The 20,723-nt window shown below is 72.7% G+C and carries 26 protein-coding genes and 1 pseudogene; 14 read left to right on the top strand and 13 right to left on the bottom strand.

Annotation, left to right across the window (positions count from 1 at the left end; all coding sequences use genetic code 11):
- Nucleotides 1–40 precede the first annotated feature (40 nt).
- The 3 genes from A8711_RS01770 to A8711_RS01760 form a co-directional block, all read right to left on the bottom strand.
- Nucleotides 41–1,063 carry an aspartate-semialdehyde dehydrogenase gene (locus A8711_RS01770; protein ID WP_069087279.1) on the bottom strand — a complete coding sequence of 341 codons (1,023 nt, stop codon included), beginning with the start codon at nt 1,061–1,063 and terminating at the stop codon, nt 41–43.
- 97 nt (nt 1,064–1,160) lie between these two features.
- The gene (locus tag A8711_RS01765; RefSeq protein WP_069087278.1) at nt 1,161–2,504 is read right to left on the bottom strand and encodes a pitrilysin family protein; all 1,344 of its coding nucleotides are present in this window, start codon (nt 2,502–2,504) and stop codon (nt 1,161–1,163) included.
- On the bottom strand, nt 2,504–3,793 hold the full coding sequence (locus A8711_RS01760) for a pitrilysin family protein (RefSeq protein ID WP_043328830.1): 1,290 nt from the start codon (nt 3,791–3,793) through the stop codon (nt 2,504–2,506). The genes A8711_RS01765 and A8711_RS01760 overlap by 1 nt, the downstream gene beginning before the upstream one ends.
- Nucleotides 3,794–3,878: 85 nt before the next feature.
- On the opposite strand from A8711_RS01760, the gene A8711_RS01755 reads away from it, so the two are divergent.
- Nucleotides 3,879–4,592, top strand: a complete 714-nt coding sequence (locus tag A8711_RS01755) for a phosphodiesterase (RefSeq protein ID WP_069087277.1) — start codon at nt 3,879–3,881, stop codon at nt 4,590–4,592.
- On the opposite strand, the gene A8711_RS01750 is transcribed toward A8711_RS01755, so the two are convergent.
- Nucleotides 4,567–4,788 (bottom strand): hypothetical protein, encoded by a 222-nt coding sequence (locus A8711_RS01750; protein ID WP_013288141.1) that lies wholly within the window; start codon nt 4,786–4,788, stop codon nt 4,567–4,569. The two genes, A8711_RS01755 and A8711_RS01750, sit on opposite strands and share 26 nt — an antisense overlap.
- Nucleotides 4,789–5,043: 255 nt before the next feature.
- Here A8711_RS01750 and A8711_RS01745 point away from each other — a divergent pair, with 255 nt between their 5' ends.
- Genes A8711_RS01745 through A8711_RS01735 form a run of 3 tightly spaced genes read left to right on the top strand, consistent with a single transcriptional unit; the run spans nt 5,044 to nt 6,651 of the window.
- Nucleotides 5,044–6,141, top strand: coding sequence for a 3-deoxy-7-phosphoheptulonate synthase (locus A8711_RS01745; RefSeq protein WP_069087276.1), 1,098 nt, complete (start codon nt 5,044–5,046; stop codon nt 6,139–6,141).
- A 40-nt stretch (nt 6,142–6,181) separates the two neighbouring features.
- Nucleotides 6,182–6,415: a hypothetical protein gene (locus A8711_RS01740; RefSeq protein WP_018786980.1), complete on the top strand. Its 234-nt coding sequence runs from the start codon at nt 6,182–6,184 to the stop codon at nt 6,413–6,415.
- A gap of 26 nt (nt 6,416–6,441) precedes the next feature.
- Nucleotides 6,442–6,651: a hypothetical protein gene (locus A8711_RS01735; RefSeq protein ID WP_043328824.1), complete on the top strand. Its 210-nt coding sequence runs from the start codon at nt 6,442–6,444 to the stop codon at nt 6,649–6,651.
- A gap of 62 nt (nt 6,652–6,713) precedes the next feature.
- Here the strand turns inward: A8711_RS01735 and A8711_RS01730 are convergent, their stop codons facing one another.
- The 3 genes from A8711_RS01730 to A8711_RS01720 are packed head-to-tail and all read right to left on the bottom strand — an operon-like array spanning nt 6,714 to nt 7,897.
- Entirely contained in the window at nt 6,714–7,253 is a 540-nt protein-coding gene (locus A8711_RS01730; protein ID WP_030502249.1) for a DUF1360 domain-containing protein, read from the bottom strand.
- 33 nt (nt 7,254–7,286) lie between these two features.
- Entirely contained in the window at nt 7,287–7,604 is a 318-nt protein-coding gene (locus tag A8711_RS01725) for a hypothetical protein (protein ID WP_064447778.1), read from the bottom strand.
- On the bottom strand, nt 7,604–7,897 hold the full coding sequence (locus A8711_RS01720; RefSeq protein ID WP_030502251.1) for a DUF6158 family protein: 294 nt from the start codon (nt 7,895–7,897) through the stop codon (nt 7,604–7,606). Before A8711_RS01720 ends, A8711_RS01725 begins: the two co-directional genes overlap by 1 nt.
- Before the next feature lie 125 nt (nt 7,898–8,022).
- Here A8711_RS01720 and A8711_RS01715 point away from each other — a divergent pair, with 125 nt between their 5' ends.
- Together A8711_RS01715 and A8711_RS01710 are read left to right on the top strand one after the other, a co-directional pair.
- Nucleotides 8,023–8,454, top strand: coding sequence for a hypothetical protein (locus tag A8711_RS01715; RefSeq protein WP_064447779.1), 432 nt, complete (start codon nt 8,023–8,025; stop codon nt 8,452–8,454).
- Nucleotides 8,455–8,479: 25 nt separating this feature from the next.
- Nucleotides 8,480–8,809, top strand: coding sequence for a DUF3817 domain-containing protein (locus A8711_RS01710; RefSeq protein ID WP_043328820.1), 330 nt, complete (start codon nt 8,480–8,482; stop codon nt 8,807–8,809).
- Nucleotides 8,810–8,816: 7 nt separating this feature from the next.
- Here the strand turns inward: A8711_RS01710 and A8711_RS01705 are convergent, their stop codons facing one another.
- Complete coding sequence (locus A8711_RS01705) at nt 8,817–9,326, bottom strand: DUF6232 family protein (protein ID WP_043328818.1); 510 nt, start codon at nt 9,324–9,326, stop codon at nt 8,817–8,819.
- A 406-nt stretch (nt 9,327–9,732) separates the two neighbouring features.
- On the opposite strand from A8711_RS01705, the gene A8711_RS01700 reads away from it, so the two are divergent.
- Nucleotides 9,733–10,698, top strand: coding sequence for a C40 family peptidase (locus tag A8711_RS01700; RefSeq protein ID WP_043328816.1), 966 nt, complete (start codon nt 9,733–9,735; stop codon nt 10,696–10,698).
- A gap of 72 nt (nt 10,699–10,770) precedes the next feature.
- On the opposite strand, the gene A8711_RS01695 is transcribed toward A8711_RS01700, so the two are convergent.
- From A8711_RS01695 to A8711_RS01685, 3 genes are all read right to left on the bottom strand, one after another.
- On the bottom strand, nt 10,771–11,760 hold the full coding sequence (locus A8711_RS01695) for an RNA polymerase sigma factor RpoD/SigA (protein ID WP_043330973.1): 990 nt from the start codon (nt 11,758–11,760) through the stop codon (nt 10,771–10,773).
- Nucleotides 11,761–12,232: 472 nt separating this feature from the next.
- Entirely contained in the window at nt 12,233–13,180 is a 948-nt protein-coding gene (locus A8711_RS01690) for an N-acetylmuramic acid 6-phosphate etherase (protein ID WP_051611378.1), read from the bottom strand.
- Entirely contained in the window at nt 13,177–14,091 is a 915-nt protein-coding gene (locus A8711_RS01685; RefSeq protein ID WP_051611377.1) for a MurR/RpiR family transcriptional regulator, read from the bottom strand. The genes A8711_RS01690 and A8711_RS01685 overlap by 4 nt, the downstream gene beginning before the upstream one ends.
- A gap of 268 nt (nt 14,092–14,359) precedes the next feature.
- Here A8711_RS01685 and A8711_RS01680 point away from each other — a divergent pair, with 268 nt between their 5' ends.
- Nucleotides 14,360–15,037, top strand: coding sequence for an SDR family NAD(P)-dependent oxidoreductase (locus A8711_RS01680; protein WP_069087275.1), 678 nt, complete (start codon nt 14,360–14,362; stop codon nt 15,035–15,037).
- Here A8711_RS01680 and A8711_RS01675 read toward each other — a convergent pair.
- Nucleotides 15,022–15,753: a dTMP kinase gene (locus A8711_RS01675; protein WP_043328813.1), complete on the bottom strand. Its 732-nt coding sequence runs from the start codon at nt 15,751–15,753 to the stop codon at nt 15,022–15,024. The genes A8711_RS01680 and A8711_RS01675 overlap by 16 nt on opposite strands.
- A gap of 148 nt (nt 15,754–15,901) precedes the next feature.
- On the opposite strand from A8711_RS01675, the gene A8711_RS01670 reads away from it, so the two are divergent.
- From A8711_RS01670 to A8711_RS01655, 5 genes and pseudogenes are all read left to right on the top strand, one after another.
- Nucleotides 15,902–16,483, top strand: a complete 582-nt coding sequence (locus tag A8711_RS01670) for a nucleotidyltransferase (RefSeq protein WP_013288157.1) — start codon at nt 15,902–15,904, stop codon at nt 16,481–16,483.
- 56 nt (nt 16,484–16,539) lie between these two features.
- Nucleotides 16,540–16,749, top strand: a complete 210-nt coding sequence (locus A8711_RS01665) for a hypothetical protein (RefSeq protein ID WP_225319459.1) — start codon at nt 16,540–16,542, stop codon at nt 16,747–16,749.
- A gap of 10 nt (nt 16,750–16,759) precedes the next feature.
- Nucleotides 16,760–17,540 (top strand): annotated as a pseudogene (locus A8711_RS01660) (metallophosphoesterase).
- A complete protein-coding gene (locus A8711_RS32310) occupies nt 17,531–17,677 on the top strand; it encodes a GPGG-motif small membrane protein (RefSeq protein ID WP_013288160.1) in 147 nt (48 codons plus the stop codon). The pseudogene A8711_RS01660 and the gene A8711_RS32310 overlap by 10 nt, the downstream one beginning before the upstream one ends.
- A 139-nt stretch (nt 17,678–17,816) precedes the next feature.
- Entirely contained in the window at nt 17,817–18,314 is a 498-nt protein-coding gene (locus tag A8711_RS01655; protein WP_069087274.1) for a TspO/MBR family protein, read from the top strand.
- Nucleotides 18,315–18,357: 43 nt separating this feature from the next.
- Here the strand turns inward: A8711_RS01655 and A8711_RS01650 are convergent, their stop codons facing one another.
- A complete protein-coding gene (locus tag A8711_RS01650) occupies nt 18,358–19,134 on the bottom strand; it encodes a M23 family metallopeptidase (protein ID WP_043328805.1) in 777 nt (258 codons plus the stop codon).
- A 236-nt stretch (nt 19,135–19,370) separates the two neighbouring features.
- On the opposite strand from A8711_RS01650, the gene A8711_RS01645 reads away from it, so the two are divergent.
- Nucleotides 19,371–20,711: an ABC transporter substrate-binding protein gene (locus A8711_RS01645; protein WP_069087273.1), complete on the top strand. Its 1,341-nt coding sequence runs from the start codon at nt 19,371–19,373 to the stop codon at nt 20,709–20,711.
- The last annotated feature ends 12 nt before the right edge of the window (nt 20,712–20,723 follow it).

The raw sequence follows: 20,723 nt of genomic DNA, 5'->3' as shown, positions 1-20,723 counted from the left end.
GATGTCCGTGCCGGGTGGCCCGGCACGGACGCCCGCAGGGTCAGCGCTCGGCGGCGACCAGTTCGGCGAGCTGCACGGCGTTCAGCGCCGCGCCCTTGCGCAGGTTGTCGTTGGCGCAGAACAGCGCGAGCCCGTGCTCGACGGTCTCGTCGGCCCGGATCCGGCCGACGTACGTCGGGTCCTGGCCGGCCGCCTCCAGCGGCGTGGGCACGTCGCGCAGCGCCACGCCGGGCGCGCCGTCGAGCAGCTCGCGGGCCCGGGCCGGGTCGATCGGGTGGGCGAACCGGGCGTTGATCTGCAACGAGTGGCCGGTGAAGACCGGGACGCGCACACACGTTCCGGAGACCTTCAGCCCGGGGATCTCCAGGATCTTGCGGCTCTCGTTGCGCAGCTTCTGCTCCTCGTCGGTCTCGAACGAGCCGTCGTCGACGATCGAGCCGGCGAGCGGGAGCACGTTGAAGGCGATCGGGCGGGCGAACGAGCGCGGCGCCGGGAACTCCACCGCACCGCCGTCGAAGGCCAGCCCGGCGGCGTCCCCGGCCACCTTGCGGACCTGCTCGTCCAGTTCCGCCACGCCGGCCAGGCCGGCGCCGGAGACCGCCTGGTAGGTGGCGACGACGAGGCTGACCAGCCCGGCCTCGTCGTGCAGCGGACGCAGCACCGGCATGGCGGCCATCGTGGTGCAGTTGGGGTTCGCCACGATGCCCTTCGGGCGGTCGGCGATCGCGTGCGGGTTGACCTCGGCGACCACCAACGGCACCTGCGGGTCCATCCGGAACGCCGAGGAGTTGTCGATCACCACGGCGCCGGCCTCGGCGACCCGGGGAGCCAGCTCCTTCGCGGTGGCCTTGCCCGCCGAGAAGAGCACGATGTCCAGGCCGCGGTAGTCCGCGGTGGCCGCGTCCTCGACGGTGACCTCGCCGTCGCGCCAGGGCAGCGTGCGCCCGGCCGACCGCGCCGAGGCGAACAGGCGCACCTGCTCCGCCGGGAACTCGCGCTCCGCCAGCACCTGCCGCATGACGCCACCGACCTGACCGGTGGCTCCCACAATGCCGATCCTCATGCCCGCGAGGCTACCCAGCCGGGCGGTGCGGGTGGGAAACGTTTCCCACCGCGCGGATGCGGGGCGACGGGAATCACAGGCCCGCCGCCCCGTCCGGTCACGTGTGGTCGAGCACCTCGCCGAGACCGCTGGCGACCAGCTCGTCCCGGATGACCGCCGCGTCCCCCTCGATCACCATGGTCAGCGACTCGGGGTGCAGGTAGGTCGCCGCGGCGGCGGAAACGTCCTCGACGGTCGCCGCGAGCAGTTGCTCCCGCAGCCGCGCGTGGTAGTCGTCCGGCAGGTCGTGCACGACCAGCGTGGTCAGGGCCGCGGCGATCGCGCGCGGGCTCTGCAGCTCGACCGAGAGCTGGCCGGCCCGCCAGGAACGCGCCACCTCCAGCTCGTCCTCGGTGACCCCGGTCAGCTGGGTACGCGAGATCTCGCCCACCGACTCGACGAGCGCCGGGGCGGTCACCGCGGTCTGCACGCCGGAGCTGACCGCGAACCGCCCGAACCGCCGGGACGAGGCGAAGTCGCCCCGGATCCCGTACGTGTAGCCGCGTACCTCGCGGATCAGGTGGTTGAGCCGGGACGTGAACGCGCCGCCGAGCACGGTGCCGGCGAGCGTCATCGGCACGTGGTCCGGGTGGGCGCGGTGCGGGGACGGGTGGCCCAGCCGCAGCGTGGACTGCACCGAGCCGGGCCGGTCCACCAGAATGATCCGGCGCTGCCCGGTCAGCGGCACGTCGATCGGGCCGCCGCGTTCCACCGGGCCGCCGCCGGCGCCGGCGAACGCCGTCGCGGCGAGCGCGTCCAGGTCGATCCGCTCCAGGTCACCGGCGACGATCAGGGTGCCGGGGCGGATGAACCACTCGGAGTGGAAGACGGTGACGTCGTCCACCTCCAGCGCGGCCACGCTGTCCGGGTCGCCGTAGAGCGGGCGGCCCCACCGGTGCTGCGCGCCGAACAGCTCGGCCCGCAGCACCGCGTCGGCGCGCGGGCCCGGGTTGGCCCAGTCCATCCGCAGCGCCGTCGCCTCGTCGTCGCGGACCCGGCGCACGTCGGCCGGGTCGAGCCGGGGCGTACGGACCGCCTCGGCGAGCAGCTCCACGGCGGCGGTCAGCCGGTCCACCGGCACCTGCACGCTCACCTGGAACGAGTCCCAGTCCAGCCCGGTCGACAGTTCGGTGCCGAGCGCCTCGATGGCCAGCGCGTACGCGGTGGCGTCCCGCTGCGCGGTGCCCTCCTCCAGCGCCTTGGCCAGCACCGCGCCGAGCCCTTCCTTGCCGACCGGCTCCCGGCCCGCGCCGCCGTCGAGAAGCAGCAACGCGACGGCGAGGTTCTGCCCGGGCAGGTGCGCGGCGACCACCTGGCCGCCGGCCGCTGTCCGCCGGACCACCTGCGGGAACCGGTAGGCGCGGGCGGCGCCGGGGCCGGGACGGGTGGCGATCAGCGACATCACTTCTCCTCGGGCAGGTAGGTCAGGATCACCCGGTCGGCGGCGCCGAGCAGCTCGGCGGCCTGCTCGGCGATCTGCTCGGCGGTCACCGCGAGCCAGGCCGGCAGCCGGTCGGCCGCGCGGGCCGGGTCGCCGAACTGGGTGGCGTACCGGCCAAGCGTGTCGGCCCGCCCGTCGACAGTGGACATCTGCCGCCACCACATGGTGCTCAGCAGCGCCTTGGCGCGGTCCAGCTCGGCGGCGGTCACCGGCACCGTGGCCAGCTCGTCGACCACCTCGGCCAGCCCGTCGCGCAGCCGCTCGGCGCTCACCCCGGGGCGGGCCGTGGCGGTGGCGATCAGCGGGGCGGGCGCGTGCGCCAGGTCCACCCCGTACGCGCCGACGAGGTCCGGCTGGGCGATCCGCTCGCCGTCGGCCAGGCGCTGGTAGAGGCGGCTGCCCCGGCCGCTGCCGAGCACGGTGGCCAGCACCGTGGTCACGTCGTACCCCGGGGTGCCGAACGGGTGGGTGCGGTGCGCGACGTAGACGCGGGGGGCGGGCACGTCGGCGGTGACCGTCTCCACCGCCGGGCGGCCGGTGGCCGGCACGGTACGGCCGTCCGGCGCGGCCGGGATGTCGGCGCGCGCGGCGAGCCCGCCGAAGTACTTGTCGGCGAGCCCGAACACCTCGGCGGCGGTGGTGTCACCGACCACGGTGAGGACGGCGTTGTTCGGCGCGTAGTAGGTGCTGTGGAACTCCTGGAAGGTGGCCAGGTCGGCGGCGTTCAGGTCGGCCATCGACCCGATCGTCGCGTGGTGGTACGGGTGCCCCGGCGGGTAGAGCAGCGGCAGCAGGCGCAGCCAGGCGTCGCCGTACGGCACGTTCTCGTAGCGCTGCCGCCGTTCGTTCTTCACCACGTCGCGCTGGTTGTCCAGCGTCTCCTGGGTCAGCGCCGGCACCAGCCCGCCCATCCGGTCGGCCTCCAGCCAGAGCGCCAGCTCCAGGTGCTCGGCTGGAACGGTCTCGAAGTAGTTGGTGCGGTCCGGGTTGGTGGTCGCGTTGAGCGAGCCGCCCGCGCCCTGGATCAGCTTCATGTGCTCGGTCTTCGCCACGTTCACCGAACCCTCGAACATGAGGTGCTCGAAGAGGTGCGCGAAGCCGGTCTGTCCGGCCGGCTCGTGGCGGGAGCCCACGTCGTACCAGAGGTTGACCGCCACGGCCGGGGCGGTGCGGTCCTCGCTCACCACCACACGCAGGCCGTTGTCCAGTCGGGTCGTCTCGATCGGCCAGGGGAAACCGCTGTCGGGCATGAGACGACGCTATCCGATCCCGGAGGCGGAAAGGTGACACGCGCGCCGGAGCATCGTCGGTGCGCGCCGGGGTACCCGTGCGGGCATGGCCACCACCTCACCGTCCGCCGTCGAGCGCGCCGCCGCCGCGCTGGCCCGGCTCCGGCACGCCCGCCTGCTGCACCCGGCGGGGCGCACGTTCGGCGGCGAGGTCCGGATCTGGGGTACGCCGGGACCGCCGACCGGGGTGCCGCTGCTCGACCTGCCGGGCCGGTGGCCGGCCACGATCCGCCTCTCCAAGGGCGTGCCGACGCCGGGCGCCTGGCCGGACGTACTGGGCGTGGCGGTACGGCTGCGCCGCGACCCGGAGCCGCCGGTGGACCTGCTGTTCAGTTCCAGCGCCGCCGCGCCGGTGCTGCGGAACCTGCCGCTGCCCCGGCGGCGCTTCACCGGGACGTACACGTCGATCATGCCGTTCCGGGCCGGCGGGCGACGGCTGTTCCTGGCCGTGCTGGCCGACCCGGAGTCACCCGACCTGGGTCGCGGCCTGGCCGGGGCGGGCGCGGCGGTGGCCGCCGACGAGCCCCGGCTGGTGCTGGCGGTGGCCTCGGCGGCAGGCCGGTGGCGGCCGTTCGGCGAGGTACGCCTCGACGGCGAGCGCGGCGCCGCCGAGGACGCCGCGCTCGCCTTCGATCCGATCGGCAACGTGCCGCCGGGGTTGCGCCTGGCCGGCCCGCTGGCCCGGTTGCGGGACGACAGTTACCGGGGTTCCCGCCGGGCCCGGGGCGCGACGCTCAGTCGGGCGGCTCGACGGGGGTGACGGTCTGCTCGGAGGTGCGGTGCTCCAGCACCGTGTCGGGGGCGGCGTTCTGGTCCGCCTCGCGGATGTCGGACTCGGTGAGGATCGCGTCGGCCTGCGCCTCGGCGTCGTCGCTGCCCGCCGCCGCCTCCTCCGGCAGCAGATGCGCCCGGGACTCGATCCGTTCCTGGTCACTGGGGTCATGGCTGGTGGTCATGGCGATCACATACCCCGTGTTCCGCACTTCGGAACGACAGCGGGCTTTCCGGCGCGCGTCGGGTACGCTGGCCGACGTGACGCGGTCGTATCGATGGTTTAGGCAGCCGGCTGGAGGAGCCGGTGACTCGACCATGAGCTGACGTCACTTACCTCTTCGAGCCGGCCGGGCAGGGATTCTTTTCCCTGCCCTTTCGTATGCGAGCAGCCGGCTCGATCCCCCGGACCCGGCACGGGGGCACGGTCGGCGGAAGGAATCCCCACCGTGACCACGTCCCAGGACGCCCATCGGGTCATCGACCAGCGCATCGACCGTGTGGTGCCGCTGACCACCCCGGCCCTGCTGCACCACCACCTGCCGCTCGAGACCCCGCTGGCCGAGGCCGTCGTGGCGGGCCGCCGTGCCGTCGGCCGGGTGCTGGACCGCGACGACGACCGGCTGCTCGTCGTCGTCGGCCCCTGCTCCGTGCACGACCCGGCCGCCGCCCTGGAGTACGCGGGCCGGCTGCGCGAGGCCGCCGCCCGGGTCGCCGACGACCTGCTCGTGGTGATGCGCGTCTACTTCGAGAAGCCGCGCTCGACGGTGGGCTGGAAGGGCCTGATCAACGACCCGGCGCTGGACGGGTCCGGCGACGTGAACACCGGTCTGCGTACCGCGCGGGCGCTCCTGCTCGACGTGCTGCGGCTGGGCCTGCCGGTGGGCTGCGAGTTCCTCGACCCGATCACCCCGCAGTACATCGCGGACACGGTGGCCTGGGGCGCGATCGGCGCGCGGACGGTGGAGAGCCAGGTGCACCGGCAGCTCGCCTCCGGGCTGTCCATGCCGATCGGCATGAAGAACCGCCCCGACGGCAGCATCGCCACCGCCGTGGACGCGATCCGGGCGGCCGGGGTGCCGCACGTCTTCCCCGGCATCGACGTCTCCGGCACCCCGGCGATCATGCACACCCGGGGCAACGCGGACGGGCACCTGGTGCTGCGCGGCGGGGGCGGCCGGCCGAACTACGACGCGGAGTCGGTGGCCGGGGCGCTGGAGCTGCTGCGCGCCGCGGGCCTGCCGGAGCGGGTGGTGGTCGACGCCAGCCACGCCAACAGCGGCAAGGACCACCGCAACCAGCCGCTGGTCGCCGCCGACGTGGCCGCCCAGCTCGCCGCCGGTCAGCGCGGGATCGTCGGCATCATGCTGGAGAGCTTCCTGGTGCCCGGCCGGCAGGACCTGGACCCGACCCGGGAGCTGGCGTACGGCCAGTCGGTCACCGACGCCTGCATCGGATGGGACAGCACTGCCGAGGTCCTGGAGCACCTGGCCCAGGCCGTCCGGGCCCGCCGGGCCACGCTGCCGGCGCCGGCCTGAGCGGGGTTGGGGCGAGTTTGACCGGTTCGGCGCCGGGTAGGTGGTCGGCGTGACCGATGACGCGCCCGTGACCGAGCAGCCCGACACGCGGCCGCTCGACGACCTGCTCGACGACATCTACCACGGCCAGGAGCGGATCACCCAGGCGGACATCTACCGCCGGGCGGTGGCCGCCGAACTCCCCGCGGAGCTGCTCACCCGGATCGCCGCGCTCCCCCAGGGCGAGTACGCGGCGGACGAGGCGGCCGATCTGCTGGGCGGCACGGTCGCCTGAGCCCCCGGAAGACGAGAGGACGCGACATGACCGACCGCAACCCCGAGCACGAGCACCTGGCGGCGCTCGGCCAGCCCCCGGAGGGCGTCGACACGCTGCCGGAGCCGGACTTCGCCAACGAGCACGAGCGCACCGCTGTGGACCGGGACATCGTCACCGGGGAGGACGAGGAGGAGCGGGAGCCGGAGGCGTCGCGCGGCTGGGCCGGCGAGGACCACGGCACCACCCCCACCTGACCGTGGGAGACGCGCGAAAAGGGGGCCGGCGTGCGCCGGCCCCCTTTTCGTGTCCGCATCCCTCACGCCTCGTGGTGACCGCCCTCGGCCGCCTGCTGGGCGACCGCGTACCCCATCTGGAGGAAGTCGGAGGCGGCCACCGCGGTCAGCGCGGTGGCGACCAGCCGGGTCAGCCGGGGCGCCAGCACCAGCCCGCCGGTGAGCCCGGTGGCGACCCAGACCGCCAGGCAGAACGGGCAGCTGACCAGCTCGCCGAGCGCGTGCCGGGTGGGGCTGCCCTCGTCGCGGACCTGCTCCATCACCTCGCCGCTGCCGATCGGGTGGTCGTAGCGGGTGAACGGCGCCCGCAGCGGGCTGGTGATCGCGTCCTTGGACAGCAGCCGGCTGAGCTTGTGCGTGGCGATCGAGAGCAGCACCACGTCCGCCGGCGTGGGCCGCTCGGGCACCGGCCGTCCGGTCGCCCGGACCAGGCCGACGAGCGCGGCGGTCACGCCCGCGTACGTGCCCATCGCCTTCAGGTAGCCCTCCAGCGGCCGGTGCTCGTGCGGCGCGTACGCCTGGCGCAGGCGCGCCACCTTCTGCTTCAGGCCACTCCCGGTCAAGCCGGCCTCCTCGTGCTCGTCGTGCGGCCGGGCTCAGCCGGCGGTCAGGTTGTCGGCCACCTCGCGGTCGAGGTTGGCCAGGATCTCGTCGGCCAGGTCGTGGTCCGGGCCGGCCAGGTCGAGCCGGACCCGGGCGCCGCCCGCGTCGGCCGGTTCCACGTCGATCTCGGCGGACCAGTCCGCGGCGCTCCACCGGGCGCGCATGTCGTCGGCGTCGACGACCTCGACCCGGCAGGTGCCGGAGTTGCGCAGCCGCTCGGGCAGCCAGGCCGAGGAGCGGTCCGGATCAGTGGCGGTGTTGAACACCACCTCCGGGGGCGCGGACATGCCGCGCTCGGCGTGGCTGCCCATCAGGCGTCCCGCAGCCGGCTCGGGTCGACCTCCCGGCCGGGGTGCCGGGCCAGGTACTCCGTCTCCAGTTCGGCGGTGCGCCGCAGGTGGTTGGCGAGCGCCGAGTCGGTGGCGTGGCGCAGCGTGTCCAGCCGGGTGCGGTGCAGGCTCTGCATCTCCCGGACCAGGTCCTCGTCGCCCAGCTCCACCGGGTCCACCCCGAGCTGCTCGCCGTCGACGGTGCGGGCGTGATCGCCGTCCCACTCCGCGACCCGCTGTTCCGGGCTCGCGTCCCGGCGTACCGATTCGGTCATCGTCGCCCCCTCGTCTCGTTCGGGTTGGCACCTGTTCGGATGCCCAGCGGGCGTGCCACCAAACCACCGCCCGGACTACGACGCCGTGTCGGAGACGCCCGGGGAGTCCCGGTACTCTCGTGGGCATGGAACGGCTCTGGACACCGGCGTGGATCGTCCGCCACGTGGCCATGGTCGTGCTGGTGGCGGGTTGCCTCGGGATGGGCTGGTGGCAGGTCACCCGCGCCGCCGGGGGCAACGCGATCAGCTTCGGTTACGCGATCGAGTGGCCGGTGTTCGCCGGTTTCGTGATCTTCGTCTGGTGGCGGGAGGTCCGCCAGACGCTGCGGGCGACGCCGCCGGGCGACGCGCAGCCGACGGCCGATCCGGCGCCGTCGGCGGCCGCCGGCGCCGAGCCGGCCGTCACCACCCCGGCGGTACGCCGCCCGGTGCGCGTCGTGCGGACGCCGTCCGCCCCGGCCGACGGGGCGGACGACGCCGAGCTGGCCGCGTACAACCGCTATCTATCCTGGTTGAACGCCAATCCGGGCGCCCGGCCCGGCGACTATCCCGGCTGAGGCCGGTGCGGAAGGACGGACGACGGTGGGCGGAGCCCTTACCCGGTACCGCGTGATCGCCTGGATCGTGGGCGTGGCGCTCGTGGTGCTGGTCCTGATCGGCATGCCGCTGAAGTACGGCTTCGACAACCCGAGCGTGGTGGGCGTGGTCGGCGTGGCGCACGGCTGGCTGTACATGCTCTATCTGGCGCTCACGTTCGACCTGTCCCGCCGGGCGAACTGGCCGCTGAAGCGGATGCTGCTGGTGATGCTCGCCGGGACCGTGCCGTTCGTCTCGTTCTACGCCGAGCGGCGGGTGAGCCAGTGGGTGGCTGCCGAGCAGCAGCCGCGTACCCCGGAGCCGGTCGCGGGCTGAGCGCCGCTCACCGCGCCGGTCGCCACGGCTCGGCCGCCGGTGGGTCGGCCCAGCCGCCCATGCGCGCCGCCTCGCGGGCGCGGCGCAGCGCCCGGCTGACCTGACCGAACTGTCGTTCGTCGTCGCTGCTGAACAGCAGCACCTCGGTGCCCCGCACCCGGCCCCACAGCTCGTGCGCCGGGGGCCGCCAGCGGTCGCCGATCAGCACGAGCAGCAGCGGCACCAGCCCGACCGCGCCGAGCAGGAGGTACGCCTCGGCGGTGAGCCGGTGCAGGCCGCCGGTGAAGCCGAGCAGCAGCCCGACCGCGGCGATCATCGCGGCGGACACGGCGACGGCGCGGATCGCGAGCCGGTCGTGCGGGCCGCGATCGGTCCGCACCTGGGTGATCTCGGCCACCGGCCAGCTGTTGCGGCCGACGGTGAAGCGCTCGGCGGTGACGACGATGCCGGGGCGGGCGTAGAGCAGTTTGGGCGAGGTGGGTCGGGGCGGCTGGGTGGCGGAGCGTTCGGTCTGCACGGCGGCCTCCCGGGGACGCGGATCCCGTGCGGGAATCCCGGTTCCGGGCTTCATTGTGTTGCGGGCCCGCCACCTGACCTCGGGTTTTCGGCGATCGGCCGCCGGTTCTGCCCCGGGTGGCCCGCCGGAAAGAGGAAGCGATTTCAGTCTTTGTCATGACTTTGCGTGGCGGTGGCTGACGACATCCGCCCAGAACGACCAATCGGGCGAGCCACACCATGCTGCACCATCGTCACTTTCCGCCACTTTGCCAACTTTCGCCCCTGCTTGAACTCCCGACCACTCCGATCACGGGTTAGGTTGTGCAGGTCGGCCCGGTCGACAGCCATCCACCCGGATGGCCCCGGGCCGGTGTCGCCGGGTCGCGAACGCGCCCGGCGACCGGTGGGAGAGGAGCTTTCCGCTCTTGTCGTCCTTACGGATGCTGCTCCGCTCGCTCGCGGTGGCCGGCCTCTCGGCCGCGCTGCTCGCCCCGGCGCAGGTGGCCCGGGCCGAGCCCACACCCGCAGAGCTGACGAAGCAGATCGAGAAGTCCTCGACTGAGCTGGAGCGAATCGTCGAGTCCTACAACAAGCTCAACGAGGACATCAAGGCCAACAAGGCCACGGCGGCCACGTTGGAGGCCCGGATCGGGCCGCTGCAGGAACAGGCCGAGCGCAGCCGCGCCGAGGTGGGCGTGCTGGCGGCGACGGCGTACAAGACCGGCGGCATGCGTACCGCGGCGGCCCTGCTGGACCCGGGTGGCCAGGCCACGCTGCCGGAGCGGCTGGGCACACTGGACCAGCTCACCCGCCAGCGCCAGCGCACCCTCTCCAGCTTCACCGCCGACCAGCAGCGGCTGATCGACCAGAAGACCCGGCTGGACGCCACGCTCGCCCGGGAGGCGGCGCAGGCCAAGCAGCTCAAGTCCGCGAAGACGCGGATCGAGGGAGACCTGGCCGACCTCTACGAGATGCGGCGCAGGGCGTACGGGCGGGCCACCGAGGCGCCCGGCAACGCCGGCTCGGCGGGCAAGCCCCCGGCCGTCTCCGGCGACGCCGGCAAGGCCGTGCGGTACGCCTACGGCGCGGTCGGCAAGCCCTACGGCTATGCCCAGGACGGCCCGGGCAGCTACGACTGCTCCGGTCTGACGCTCGCCGCGTGGCGGGCCGCCGGAAAGTCGCTGCCGCACAGCGCGGCACGGCAGTGGAACGCCACCACGCGGATCAGCCGCAGCCAGCTGCAACCGGGTGACCTGGTGTTCTACTCCGGGCTCGGGCACGTCGCGCTCTACGTCGGCAACGGCCAGATCATCGACGCGCCCAGCGCCGGACGCAACGTCAGCAAACGCGGTATGAACATCATGTCGATCGCCGGCTACGGCCGGGTCTGATCGACGCGGACGGCGAACGGCCGGCGTCCCCCTGTCGGACGCCGGCCGTTCGTTGTCTCAATTACTACCAGGTCAGGCCGCCTGCAGCCCCTCCGCGCGAGCCAGCTCACGCAGCCGGCCGAGGGCCTGGATCTCCAGCTGGCGGATCCGCTCCCGGGAGAGCGAGAACCGCGACGCGACCTCGGTCAGCGAGTGCTCGCGACCGTCCTCCAGGCCGTACCGGGCCCGCATGATGCCGGCGGACCGGTCGTCGAGGTGGTTGAGCAGACCCTCGATCCGCTGCCGCTCCAGGCCGGTGAGCACGATCTCCTCGGGCGACGGCGCGTCGCTGTCGGCGACCAGGTCACCGAGGTTGGTGTCGCCGTCGTCGCCCACCGGGGTGTCCAGCGAGACGGTGTCCTGCGACCAGCGGACCAGCTCGTTGACCCGCTCGACGGTCACGCCGAGGGCGGTCGCGATCTGCTCCGGCTCCGGGTCGCTGCCCAGCTCACGGGTGAGCTGCCGGGCCACGTTGCGCATCCGGTTGACGTCCTCCACCAGGTGCACGGGCAGCCGTACGGTCCGCTCCTGCTGGGCGATCGCCCGGCTGATGGCCTGGCGGATCCACCAGGTCGCGTAGGTGGAGAACTTGAAACCCCGCTCGTAGTCGAACTTCTCGACCGCCCGGACCAGGCCGGTGTTGCCCTCCTGGATCAGGTCCAGCATGGGCATCCCGGAGCGCACGTAGCGCCGGGCGATGGACACGACCAGTCGCAGGTTCGCGCGGATGAACAGGTCCTTCGCGCGCTCACCCTCGACGACCAGCCGCTCCAGGTCCTCCCGGTCGACGCCCTCGGGGATCCGGTCTTCGTCGAGCAGGTGCTCGGCGTAGAGGCCCGCCTCGATCGCCTTGGAGAGGTCGACCTCCCGGGCGGCGTCGAGCAGCGGCGTCCGGGAGATCTCGTGCAGGTAGACGCCGACCAGGTCCCGCTCCTCGGCGACCTCGTCGGTACGCATGCCGATGTTCTTGTCCACGATTGCCACGGTCCCCTCGCTCGCGCCGGTTGCCCGGTTCCTTGCCATCCCCACGTTCATCAGCCCTCCCCGTAACCTCCGCTGTGCCCGTAGGTGCTGACACCTACACAACAGATGTGACGCTTCGGGGATTCCATGTCGTGAGTCGAAACTGTCACGAATGCCTGAGTACTAGCTGAGAGCCCGGTCCATGTTTCCTGTTACCGGCCCGGTTCGGACGGCTTCCGGACACGGCTTTGGGGGCCCGCCGGAGCTGCTGAATCGCTATTCGCCCATGGAATGGCACCATTGCCTGTTCCATGAACACAGCGAGCCGCGTCACCGGGTCGTTGCGATCCTGGTCACTGCGAGATACGCGCTCGTGGACCGGTCGGTTCAGCCACGCTCAGGATTACCCTCCGCCTCGTTGAACAATCCGTACGGGCGGGAACGTCCCCCTCCCGCACGTGATACGTGTCGCACCCGCCGGACGGATGCGCCGGGCGGGTGGATCGCCGGGAGAAGGGGTGAGCGGGGGCGGTCAGGAGGCGAGCAGGGCGAGCGCGCCGCGTACCTGGTGGGCGGAGCGGGCCAGCGCGGCCCGGGCGGCCGGCACCTCCGCGCCGGAGACCAGCGCGACGAGCGCGGTCTTGAGGTCGCCGTCGGCCTCCCGCAGCGCGACCCGGCAGACCTCCTCGGCGCAACCGGTGGCCTCCACGAGGATCGAGATCATGCGACCGCGCAGTTTGGCGTTGGTGGCCACCATGTCGATCATCAGGTTCGAGTAGACACGGCCCAGACGCACCATGACGGCCGTGGAGAACGTGTTGAGCACCAGCTTCTGCGCGGTGCCGGCCTTCATCCGGGTCGACCCGGTGACCACCTCCGGCCCGGTGTCCACGCCGATGAAGACGTCCACCGACGCGGCGGCCGGGGCCTCCGGATTCGCGCAGAGCAGCACCGTAGCGGCCCCCCGCTCCCGGGACGCGGCGAGCGCCCCGAGGACGTACGGGGTGCGTCCGCTGGCCGCCAGGCCGACCACCAGGTCGCCCGGGCGCACGCACTCGGCGGCCTCGGCGGCGCCGCCGCGCTCGTCGTCCTCGGCGTCCTCGACCGCCCGCCACATGGCGTCCGGGCCACCGGCGAGGTGCGAGCAGAACCAGTGCCGGGGCGAGTTGAACGTGGGGGCCAGTTCGGCCGCGTCCAGCACGCCCAGGCGGCCGGAGGTGCCGGCGCCGAAGTAGTGCACGCGGTGTCCGTCGCGCAGCGCGGCCACCGCGAGGTCGACGGTCTCGGCGATCTCGTCCAGCACCGCGGCGACGGCGGCCGGCACCCGCCGGTCCGCCTCGTTGATCACGGTGAGCACGTCCCGGGTGGACATCAGGTCGAGGTCGAAGCTGTGCGGGTTGCGCCGCTCGGTCGGCGCGCCGACACGCACCACCGGCCGGATCGCCGCCACGCCGTCGCGCTCCGCCCGGCCCGCCGTCATCCCCGCCTCCGCCCGGGACCGACCCGGTGCGACTGGACCGCCTCGGCCGTGGCTTCGAGCGCCTTCTTGGTCCGGGCCCGGCTGCGCGCGGCCACCCCGACGAAGAGGCAGTCGACGACGGTGAGCTGGGCCAGCCGGCTGGCCGTCGCGCCGGAGCGGTAGGTCGTCTCCCGGGCGGCTGTGGTGAGCACGTGGTCGGCGACCTCGGTGATCGGCGAGCGCGGGAAGTTGGTGAGCGCCACGGTGGTGGCTCCCCGGGCCCGCGCCTGCTCCAGCACCTCGATGACGTCGGACGTGGTGCCGGTGTGCGAGATGCCGACCGCGACGTCGCCGCGCCCGAGCAGGGCGGCGGAGGTGAGCGCGGTGTGCACGTCCGGGAAGTAGAACGCGATGCGGCCGATGCGGTGCAGCTTCTGCTGGAAGTCGGAGGCGACGAAGCCGCTGGCGCCCGCGCCGTAGACGTCGATCCGGCCGGCCGCGCCGATCGCCTCGACCACCTGTTCGCAGACGGCCGGGTCGAGCTGCTCGGCGGTCTCCTCGACGGCTCGGGCGTCGTTGAAGGCGATGGTGGCGATGATCTGGGCCAGGTCCGCGCCCGGCGGGATGTCGCCACCGACCACCCGCGCGTCCGGCGGCTCGACCCGGCGGGCGGCCTCGGCGGCGAGGCGGATGCGCAACTGGGGGTAGCCGTCCATGCCGACCGAGCGGCAGAAGCGGATCACTGTCGCCTCGGACGTCTCGGCGGCGGTGGCGAGGTCGGTGATCGTGCGCCGGGCCGCGTCCGCCGGATCGGCGACGACCAGCCGGGCCACCCGCTGTTCGGCCGGGGACAGCGAGGGCAGCAGGCCGCTGATGTGGACGATCAGTCCACCGGGCTCGTGACTCGCAGAAATCTTCGGACTCTTCGCCACGGATGAAACTTACTTTCAGAGCGCGTGAGCGTCAACCATGACACCGCGTATCGGGAAATTTACCGTCTTCCGTGCCCGCCCCCGGGCCAAGGATCCCATTGTCGCAGCCCCACCGCCTCAACCGGTCCGGTCGAGTCACTCCTGCCGCCCGACGTGCCGGTCCGCCGTCGCGCGGCAGGGCCTGCCTGGTCGGCCTCGGCCGGACGGTCCGGACGGCCCGTGCGGGTCACCGGTCGGTCGGCACGACGGTTGACTAGCGTGTGTGTCCATGACGGAACGCACGGTGCTGGTCACCGGAGGCACGGGTGGGCTGGGCGGCGCGGTCACCGCCACCTTCCTCGACGCAGGCTGGCGGGTGGTCGTACCCCAGCGGGAGGCCGGGACGGACGACGGCCCGGTCCGGGTCGTGGCCGACCTGCTGACCCCCGAGGGGGCCGCGCGGGCGGTCGAGGTCGCGACCGCCGAGCCGGCCGCGCCACTGCGCGCGGTGGTCAACCTGGTCGGCGGGTACGCCGCGGGCGGCCTGGTGCACGAGACCCCGGTCGAGGAGTTCGAGCGGATGCTGCGGCTCAACCTGCGCCCGACCTACCTGGTGACCCGGGCGGCACTGCCGCACCTCGTGGCAACCGGTGACGGCGCCGTGGTCTGCGTCTCCGCGCGGGCGGCGGTGTCGCCGTTCCCGGGCGCCTCGGGCTACGTCACCGCCAAGGCCGCGGTGCGGGCGTTCGCCGACGCGGTCGCGGTCGAGTACCGCCAGCGCGGGGTGCGGTGCAACACGGTGCTGCCGAGCGTCATCGACACCCCGGCCAACCGGGCCGCCCAGCCCGACGCCGACCACCGGCGCTGGGTGCCTCCGGCGCAGATCGCCGGCGTGATCCGGTTCCTGGCCTCCCCCGAGTCGGCGCCCACGAGCGGCGCCGGCATCCCGGTCTACGGCCGGGCCTGAACCGGCACCGGGCCGTCGCGGCCCGCCCCGCCGGCCGGACGTGGAGGGCCGCCCGGAGCCGGGCCGGGACCGGCGGACGGATCGTCGGGCAGCCACTCGCTCAGGTGCGCCCGGATCCGGCGGGCCACCTCCTCCGGTGGGCCGTTGCCGTCCACCACCACGAAGCCGCCGTACTCCGGCAGCCTCCGGTAGGCGGTGTCCGCGTCGGTCAGCCAGGCCATGCTCTCGTGGTCGGTGCCGCGCCGCTCGATCCGGCGGTACGCCTCGGCCGGGTCGACGGTGAGCAGGAACGTGACAGCGGGCGCCGGGAAGACCCGGTAGCCGGCCCGGACCAGCCGCTCCCACCGCTGCCCGCCGTGCGCCCGGATGCTCGCGTACTGGCAGTACGACCAGCGGTCCATCACCGCGGTGCGGCCGGTGACCAGGCAGCTCAGCAGCGCGAGCGCGATGGCCAGCCAGCGCAGCGCCGACTCGACCACGAGCAGGCCGTCACGCCCGACGAGCCGCTGCGCGTCCGGACGGCCGATCCGTTGGGCGACGCGGCCGAGCCAGCGGCGGCCACCGGCGTTGCGGTGGTACGTCGCGGGGTGGCCGGCGGCGGTGAGGGCCTGGGCGAGCCGGTGCGCCTGGGTGGTCTTGCCTGAGCCGTCGATGCCGATCAGGGCGACGGCACGCAGTCGGGCCCTGCCCCGCCGCGTCCGCAGTGAGCTGGCCACCCTCCCGAGGTTATCCGACCGACGCCCACACCGGCCTGTATGTCGCTTTCCTGCCCTGGCGGGCCGATCGCGCCGCAACAGGTGTGACCGGAGCGTCCGCCGGGTACGCAACGTGATCCCACCGCCCATGACGACGAGGGAGCCGCAGATGGCCGAGCGCGGGGACGAGACCCTGGTGCACACGCTGAAGAAGGTCGCCGCCGTGCTCAAACAGTCCGAGATCCCGTTCGCGCTGGGTGGCAGCTTCGCGGTGTACGCGCACGGCGGCCACTCCAGCGACCACGACGTGGACTTCCTGCTCCGCGAGGTCGACGTCGACCGGGCGCTGGAGGCGCTCGTCGAGGCCGGCTTCACCGCCGAGCGCCCGCCGGAGGACTGGCTGGTCAAGGTCTACGACGAGGACCGGATGGTGGACCTGATCCACCGGCCGGTGGAGACGCCGGTGACCGAGGAGACGTTCGCCGACACGATCGTGCGCCCGGTCGACGCCATCCACATGCCGGTGCTCTCGGCCAGCCAGCTCATGGTGCACAAGCTGCTGAGCTTCTCGCAGCACTACTGCGACTTCGCCCGCGCCCTGCCGCTGGCCCGCTCGCTGCGGGAGCAGATCGACTGGGAACGGGTACGGAAGGAGACGCAGCACTCGCCGTACGCGGAGGCGTTCCTGGTGCTGCTCGACCGGCTGGACGTGCTGCCCGGCGGCGCGCCCGGCGGAAGGGAGACCCTGTGACCGGACTGTCCGGCGACGTTCCCCCCGACGAGTACGTCGAGGCGGAGATCCAGAGCATGCTGGCCGAGGACCCGACGGTGGCCGAGCAGGGCATCACCGTGGTGCGGCGGGAGAACGGGCTGGTGCTCTACGGCGAGGTGGAGAGCCCGCACCGGCGGGAGGAGATCCTGCGCCGGGTGGCCGAGCGCTTCCCGGACACCCACGTGACGAGCGACATCGGGGTGATCCGCACGCAGGCGCCCACCCAGGTCGAGGAGCTGCCGTGAGGGAGGTTCGATGGTGATCCGGATCGCCGCCGTCGGCGACGTGCATCTGGACGAGGACGTGGTGGGCCGGTTCCGTCCGGCGCTGGAGGAGCTGCCCGGCTCCGCCGACGCGCTGCTGCTCGCCGGTGACCTGACCCGGCACGGCACCGAGGCCGAGGCGCGCTGCGTGGCCCGGGAGTTCGGCGATCTCGGCGTACCGGTGATCACCGTGCTCGGCAACCACGACCACCAGTGCGACCAGGTGCCGCAGGTGGTGAAGGTGCTGGAGGACGCCGGGATCACGGTGCTGGAGGGCACCGGCGTCGTGGTGGACACGCCGGGCGGGCGGCTCGGGGTGGCCGGCGTCAAGGGGTTCGGCGGCGGGTTCGCCGGGCGCTGCGCCAGCGACTTCGGCGAGCCGGAGATGAAGGCGTTCGTACGGACCACCCGGGAGAGCGCCGACGCACTCGCCGACGCGCTGCTCTCGCTGGACTGCGACGCGCTCGTCGCGCTCACCCACTACTCCCCCGTGCCGGACACGCTCGCCGGCGAGCCGCTGGAGATCTATCCGTTCCTCGGCTGCTACCAGCTCGGGCAGGCGATCGACGCCGCGCCCACCGCGCTGGCGCTGCACGGGCACGCCCACCACGGCACCGAGCGCGGCACCACGCCGGGCGGGGTGCGGGTGCGCAACGTGGCGCACCCGGTGATCAAGCAGGCGTACAGCGTCTTCCACCTGGGCGGTGACCAGCTCGACTGACCGGGAGGTTTCCGGGATCGGGCGCACGGGTATTCAGCCGACATGGAGCTGATTCTCTGGATTCTCGCAGTCGTACTGGTGGTCGCCGGAATTCTCGCCCTGTTCCGCCGGCAGATCCTCTGGGGCATCGTCCTCATCGTCGTCGGCCTCCTGGTCGGCCCGGGTGGCGTCAGCATCTTCAACACGTAACAGCGGTTCTCGTACCCGCCGGGGTCGCCGGGCCCGGGTGTTCCGTCCTGCCGGACCGGAACACCCGGGCCGGGTGACTCCGGCTTTTCCGCGTCCGGGCCGGCGTTTGCCGGGCCGGACGAGCGGAAACATCTCGACCATGGAGACGTCGCAGAGTGTCACCCGGCGCACCACCGGCACCCGGAAGTGGTGGGCGCTGCTCGGCTTCGGCGCCGCCACCTTCGCCGCGGCCGCGATCGGCGGGCTGGGTGTGCAGGGCACCTCCGCCGAGTACCAGAGCCTGGAGCAACCCGCGTGGGCGCCGCCGTCGTGGCTGTTCGGCCCGGTCTGGACGGTCCTCTACGCGCTGATCGCGATCGCCGGCTGGCTGGTCTGGCGCCGGGCCGGGTTCGGCCCCGCGCTCTGGGCCTGGGTGGTGCAGCTCGTGCTGAACGCGATCTGGACCCCGCTGTTCTTCGGCGCCGGGGCGTACGGGCTGGCGTTCGCCGAGATCGTGCTGATGTGGCTGGCGATCGGCGTGACCGTGGTCCTGTTCCGGCGCGTCTCCCGGCCGGCCACGCTGCTGATGCTGCCGTACTGGGCGTGGGTGACGTTCGCGTCCGCGCTGAACTTCGCGGTGTGGCGGCTGAACTCCTGACCGGTACGGGCGCGAGGGCCGGTCGCCCCCGCGCCCGCCGGGCTCAGCAGCGGGGTACGCCGGGGATGTAGCCGTCGTAGCCGGTGTAGACGTAGGCGTCGGAGATGAACCGGCCGGAGCCGATCCGGTCCCAGATCGAGCTGGTGCCGTAGGTGCCGCTGACGCTGGTGCCGCTGGTCTGGCACTGGATGGTCACCTTCGCCCCGTCGGCGACCGTGCCGACCGAGCTGTAGCCGGTGCCGGGGCCGGAGCGGACCGTCAGCGGGGAGCCGGCCGTGTTCACGGTGCCCTGGCCGGTGTTCGTCCCGCCGCAGCCGTTGTCGCTGGTGTAGGTCTTGGTGCCCCAGTAGAGCGCCTGGACGCCGTTGAATTTGATCTTCACCGAGCTGCCGTCGATGCGCTGCTCGTAGTGCAGGTGCGGGCCGGTGGAGCCGCCGGTCGTGCCGACGTACCCGATCACCCGGCCGTAGCCGACGGTCTGCCCGACGGAGACGTTGAAGGCGCTCAGGTGGGCGTAGTAGGTGGTGTGGCCGCCGCCGTGGTTGATCCGGACGTACTTGCCGTAGCTGGTGTCGCCGAGGTTGGTGACCACGTCGACGGTGCCGGGCGCGCTGGCGACGACCGGGTCGCCGGCGTCGTCGGTGCGGTTGAAGTCGATGGCGTTCGCCGGGCTGTGGTTGGTCCGGGTCTGACCGGACCAGGACTGGTTGCAGGGGAACGGGACCTTGAACGTCGGCGCGGCCATCGCCGGCGCGGCCGGCACGAGGGTCGCCGCCAGGACCGTCGCGCTCGCCCCGAGGGCGAGCCATCGCTTACGCATCCACTGCCTCCAATGTTGAAAGTCTTCAATGTGGTGCGGACATCCTGACAGAAAGTTCCGTTCCCGGGAAGATTCGTGGGAGCGCACCCAAGCCCCTGGCCAGGGTTTCGGGATTGTTACCGGGCCGTGTCCGGTTAGGGGTGGACCCGACACGATGCAAGCGCTTACATGTGAGGACGACCATCGGACCGGCGCGGGTTCGATCCCCCCACGCGCCGGCAAGGAAGGAGATCGGCATGGCGTTTGCCAGATCGCGCCAGACGCTCGCGGTCGCCGGCGTCCTGGGGCTGGCGCTCGGTGTCGCCGCCTGCGGCACCGGCGATGACAAGAAGAGCGACAAGGCCGGATCGGCCGAATGCGCCGCATACGAGAAGTACGAAGGTCACGACGGCAAGAAGGTGACCATCTACTCCTCCATCCGGGAGATCGAGGCCGACCGCCTCAACGAGTCCTGGAAGCAGTTCGAGGACTGCACCGGCATCGAGATCGACCACGAGGGCAACGCCGAGTTCGAGGCGCAGCTCCCGGTCCGGGTCGACGGCGGCAACRCCCCCGACCTCGCCTTCATCCCGCAGCCGGGCCTGCTGAAGCGCTTCGTCGACTCGGGCAAGCTCAAGCCGGTCGGCGCCGACACCAAGGCGATGGCCGAGCAGAACTACTCCCCCGACTGGCTGAAGTACAGCACCGTCAACGGCCAGCTCTACGGCGCCCCGCTCGGCTCGAACGTGAAGTCCTTCGTGTGGTACTCGCCGAAGACCTTCAAGGACAAGGGCTGGACCGTCCCCACCACGTGGGACGACCTGATCAAGCTCTCCGACCAGATCGCGGCCAGCGGCACCAAGCCGTGGTGCGCCGGCATCGAGTCCGGTGACGCCACCGGCTGGCCGGCCACCGACTGGATCGAGGACGTGCTGCTGCGTACCGGCGGCCCGGAGGTCTACGACAAGTGGACCACCCACCAGATCCCGTTCAACGACCCGCAGGTGGCTGACGCGCTCAACCGGGCCGGCACCATCCTGAAGAACGAGAAGTACATGAACGGCGGCTTCGGCGGCGTCAAGAGCATCTCCACCACCGCCTTCCAGGAGGGCGGCACGCCGATCACCACCGGCAAGTGCGCGATGCACCGCCAGGCGTCCTTCTACGCCAACCAGTGGCCCGAGGGCACCAAGGTGGCCGAGGACGGCGACGTCTTCGCGTTCTACTTCCCGGCCATCGACCCGGCCAAGGGCAAGCCGGTGCTGGGTGGCGGCGAGTTCGTCGGCGCGTTCGCCGACCGTCCCGAGGTCCAGGCGGTGCAGACCTACCTGGCCTCCGGCGAGTACGCCAACAGCCGCGCCAAGATCGGTGACTGGGTGTCCGCGAACAAGAAGCTGGACATCAACAACGTGCCGAACCCGGTGGACAAGCTCTCCGTGGGCATCCTCCAGGACGAGAAGACGGTCTTCCGCTTCGACGGCTCGGACCTGATGCCGGCCGCGGTCGGCGCCGGCACCTTCTGGAAGGGCATGGTGGCCTGGATCAACGGCAAGGACACCAACTCCGTCCTGAACGACATCGAGGGCAGCTGGAAGTGATCTAGCAGGTGG

The sequence above is a fragment of the Micromonospora sp. II genome (genome assembly GCF_001709195.1).
Classification (GTDB): Bacteria; Actinomycetota; Actinomycetes; order Mycobacteriales; family Micromonosporaceae; genus Micromonospora; species Micromonospora chalcea.
Note: the sequence above shows the minus strand (reverse complement) of the source record. Positions and strands in the feature narration are given on the sequence as shown.

Coding starts and splice junctions, on each gene's coding strand:
- A8711_RS01770 (WP_069087279.1), bottom strand. CDS start 1,063: ATGAGGATCGGCATTGTGGGAGCCACCGGTCAGGTCGGTGGCGTCATG.
- A8711_RS01765 (WP_069087278.1), bottom strand. CDS start 2,504: ATGTCGCTGATCGCCACCCGTCCCGGCCCCGGCGCCGCCCGCGCCTAC.
- A8711_RS01760 (WP_043328830.1), bottom strand. CDS start 3,793: ATGCCCGACAGCGGTTTCCCCTGGCCGATCGAGACGACCCGACTGGAC.
- A8711_RS01755 (WP_069087277.1), top strand. CDS start 3,879: ATGGCCACCACCTCACCGTCCGCCGTCGAGCGCGCCGCCGCCGCGCTG.
- A8711_RS01750 (WP_013288141.1), bottom strand. CDS start 4,788: ATGACCACCAGCCATGACCCCAGTGACCAGGAACGGATCGAGTCCCGG.
- A8711_RS01735 (WP_043328824.1), top strand. CDS start 6,442: ATGACCGACCGCAACCCCGAGCACGAGCACCTGGCGGCGCTCGGCCAG.
- A8711_RS01725 (WP_064447778.1), bottom strand. CDS start 7,604: ATGGGCAGCCACGCCGAGCGCGGCATGTCCGCGCCCCCGGAGGTGGTG.
- A8711_RS01720 (WP_030502251.1), bottom strand. CDS start 7,897: ATGACCGAATCGGTACGCCGGGACGCGAGCCCGGAACAGCGGGTCGCG.
- A8711_RS01715 (WP_064447779.1), top strand. CDS start 8,023: ATGGAACGGCTCTGGACACCGGCGTGGATCGTCCGCCACGTGGCCATG.
- A8711_RS01695 (WP_043330973.1), bottom strand. CDS start 11,760: ATGGCAAGGAACCGGGCAACCGGCGCGAGCGAGGGGACCGTGGCAATC.
- A8711_RS01690 (WP_051611378.1), bottom strand. CDS start 13,180: ATGACGGCGGGCCGGGCGGAGCGCGACGGCGTGGCGGCGATCCGGCCG.
- A8711_RS01680 (WP_069087275.1), top strand. CDS start 14,360: ATGACGGAACGCACGGTGCTGGTCACCGGAGGCACGGGTGGGCTGGGC.
- A8711_RS01670 (WP_013288157.1), top strand. CDS start 15,902: ATGGCCGAGCGCGGGGACGAGACCCTGGTGCACACGCTGAAGAAGGTC.
- A8711_RS01665 (WP_225319459.1), top strand. CDS start 16,540: ATGCTGGCCGAGGACCCGACGGTGGCCGAGCAGGGCATCACCGTGGTG.
- A8711_RS32310 (WP_013288160.1), top strand. CDS start 17,531: ATGGAGCTGATTCTCTGGATTCTCGCAGTCGTACTGGTGGTCGCCGGA.
- A8711_RS01655 (WP_069087274.1), top strand. CDS start 17,817: ATGGAGACGTCGCAGAGTGTCACCCGGCGCACCACCGGCACCCGGAAG.
- A8711_RS01650 (WP_043328805.1), bottom strand. CDS start 19,134: ATGCGTAAGCGATGGCTCGCCCTCGGGGCGAGCGCGACGGTCCTGGCG.